Origin of the sequence: Paenibacillus nuruki, from assembly GCF_001721045.1 — a bacterium.
GTDB lineage: Bacteria > Bacillota > Bacilli > Paenibacillales > Paenibacillaceae > Saccharibacillus > Saccharibacillus nuruki.
Window position 1 is genome coordinate 1 of the sequence record NZ_MDER01000073.1, and the last position, 3,421, is coordinate 3,421.

General features: G+C 28.8%; 1 protein-coding gene. It reads right to left on the bottom strand.

The window, feature by feature from the left end; genetic code table 11:
• Positions 1 to 1,363, bottom strand: a 1,363-nt coding sequence (locus PTI45_RS18880; RefSeq protein ID WP_175425223.1) for an ATP-binding protein, incomplete at its 3' end; no start/stop codon positions are given.
• Positions 1,364 to 3,421: the final 2,058 nt, after the last annotated feature.

Sequence of the window (3,421 nt, forward strand, 5' to 3'; positions counted from 1 at the left end):
ATACTTGTAACTCCGTAGGCTCAACATATGTGTGCGTCGGCAGCTGCAGCTGTGTATAAGAGACATTAATAATAGTTTGCACTATTTTTAATACCGCTTGTTCTATAATTGCACTATTAGCAATAAGCAATGTATAAAGTAAATACTTAGAGAATTCACTAATCTGATTTTCAAAGGCATGTAACCAAACTTGAGTTGGATTCTCCAGAGTTTTAATTAGACTATCAGTATAATTTTCTGGGGCAAATATTGTTTTGTCTAATTTAACAGTCATCAATTCAATTACCCTAGGATTATAATTAGGGTGGTTAATAATTCTGTTGTATCCCTTATCTTTTAATATAGAAAAAATAAATTCTTGTTCTAAGTTTGAAAAAAACAAATGATTGTACAGGATTTGCGCTTTGGATAAGACCGTATATTTAACTAAATCCAAAATATGTTTTCCAAGATAAAAATCATTTCTGCTAAACAGCTCATATTTTTGCTTAGCTTGATTAAGAATGTATTCTCTGGTTGTCATAATCAACTTATGGCTATTACTACTTCGAATTCTTTCAATAAAGGTATACAATCTTCTATCTTCATTCTTCTTAATAGTCTTATCTAAAAAATTACTTCCAAGAAAATCATCATAATAAAATACTTGTTTTTTTTCTTTTATAAACAATTTGTTTGCTTCTTCAATATCCTCTGATATTTCAATGACTTCAAAATCATTTGCCAAATATTCATACACTAACATCTTAGCTAACGTTGTTTTTCCAACTCCCGGATTTCCTGAGATAATAATAAAGTTTCTTTCATTTAAAATATTCACTGCCCCATTAAAACTTTCATTTTGCACAAACATTCTAATATCATTATTGATATTTTCAACGAGGAATTCAGAACGGTTAATAATACTACCATTGAGAATTTTATTAAGAATTTTGGTACTAGACATCCACAATTTATAATATTTTTCTTCTATCCCTTCATGTAAACCCAATAAGTTATTGAGATCATCTTTTCCATATATATCAGAAGAATTTAAAATATACGGATGAAATAACTTATGAATTTCATCTTTATTGTTTGGCGTCAAGCCAGCAGATGTTACAATGATATACCTGTTAGGTTTGATTTTATTAACCTTTTGCAGTTCTTTATTTAGATTTCCTTTTAAGGCTCTATAATCCTTATATCGTTTGCATTGTACTAATAGGGTACCACTGTTGTTAAAAGACCCCCTTAAATCAATACCATTATCTTTGCCTTCAGTAAAACTCTCGAGAAAAAAATTGTAATGTTTTTGAAGTAAATCTCTGGATAGTTCCTCAAATTCTATAGCGGACAGATTAAGAAAATTATATGTATTCACAATGTTCCTCCTATGTTCAAAATTTTTCTGTTTTTTGCTGACATCCTGCCACATTTCAAAATAATAGGCAGTTATTTATAAATCAAATCTTATTTTTGTGAGATACATTTTATTTTAGATTTTTATATTCCTCCATATTCTTATAAAAAGTGTTCTTCTTAATCCTCAATAACTCAATTAACTGCACAGATCTATTTAATTTTTCTCAATTATGAATCCAGTATCAGTTTCTGTTCCTTACCTAAATTGTCTATATTAATCTGCCAAAACACTTTCCTTTTGGTTTCCAATAGAGATACCTTTAAATCGTTTTTTGCTAATATTCTTTGGCTCTCTTTGACCTACAAAGGATAGCGCTTGCAGTACCAAATCACCCAGAATGTTTTCAATGTTTCCAATATGTCCTTATAATAAGTAGTATTCAACACGCATATCTATAACCTCTATATGCTTTAATTTTTCAAGCGATATGCTCCCAGTCTTTTTTAAATCCTTACTATTACGTCCAAACCGATCAATTTACTTTATATACCATGCGCAAACATTGCTTCAAAGTTTGATACTGAGGATAATCGAAGTCCTTGCCGTCCTCTTTATCTACGAATATATCTTGTTCAGTAACTACAAGCTACTTCATCTCATATAAATGTCTACCAGAACTTTGATCTTTAGCAGACACATGTATGTAAGCAGATATTCTATCTGTGCTGAGCATCACTTTCTCTTTATAGTATCTAATTATACCTAGATTTTTTATAAAGGCATGTTTATTTTATAAACGTTTTAATTATATATAGGATAAAAAATAATAATTGCTTTATAATTTGTTATTTTTTACATTTTCAAAAAAAGAAAATGTATGATGCTACATACTAACATGGAGTAAAGAAAGGATAGCATAATGAATAGAAAAGGAGAATGAAGAAAGTTCTTAATTACAGTACGTACATAAATACCTTTAAGGTATTGACGATGATACCAAGATTAGTATATTACTCAACAAGCATATTTGATAAGGATAATCCTTACCAAATATGCTTGCTTCTTTTAGTATTGCTAGAGTCGCAATAATCATTTACTCTCGATAATTATAGTGACTTTTCACTCTCTGTTTAAGTCTTAGATAAAAATTTAGTATTTGATTGGTAATTAAAACCTAAATTTTCACACCTTTCTTTAGTAACTTATCTTTCTTGGCTGGACTATTCTTAACCACTTCAAATTCAACGATGTAATCAAAGAATGCTCTAATCTTCATTAATTTGTTATTGATTATTCCAGTACTATTACCTTTTTTTTGACGATGCATTAAATAATTCCAAACGTGAAACTTAGTGATAACTTGGTTAACAGTACAATCCTTAACAAACTCGCCTACCATATTTTCATAACTACAGATATTTACCTTAGTCGTGTTTTTGAACTTCCGATCATCCAGAAAAACTTGAAATGTAAATTTTAATAATAACAAACACTAATTAATAGTTTTGGTAAATAGTATTAATTTTATTATTTATAATTTTAATAATGGCTGTTTTATGATCCTCAAGTTAATTGAGTCTAAGATTCACTCTACTAGATATAGGATATAAGGAATTTAAGTCTTATATCCTGCCACCCATGCCACTCATATTAGGAGTGGTCTACAGGTTTTGGCTTGTCAGCGATTACCGCTTAAAATATTTGCTTTAATCAGATATAAGTTATTATATTATAAGAAATTTAAAAATCACGCTAGTTATAGTAACAGCAAACAATAAACTAGATAGATCAGAAAAGGCTATCATTTCAGAAAATTTTCTACTATCTAATTGTTTGAGATTGGTAATTTCTTTTTTAACCGAAACTTTATTACGACTTTAATATTTCGATAGTGTTCTGTATTTAATAGCCAAACTCTAATATTAATTATTATAGAATTGTACTTTAGTGTATACCTTTTCTTTTCTTAATAATTTTAGTCAGCTGATTTATTAGATCGCGCTGCAAATTATTAGTACATCAACTGGCATGTCCTGGATACATCGTTTTCACTTAATTAAAATCTCTAGGATTTCC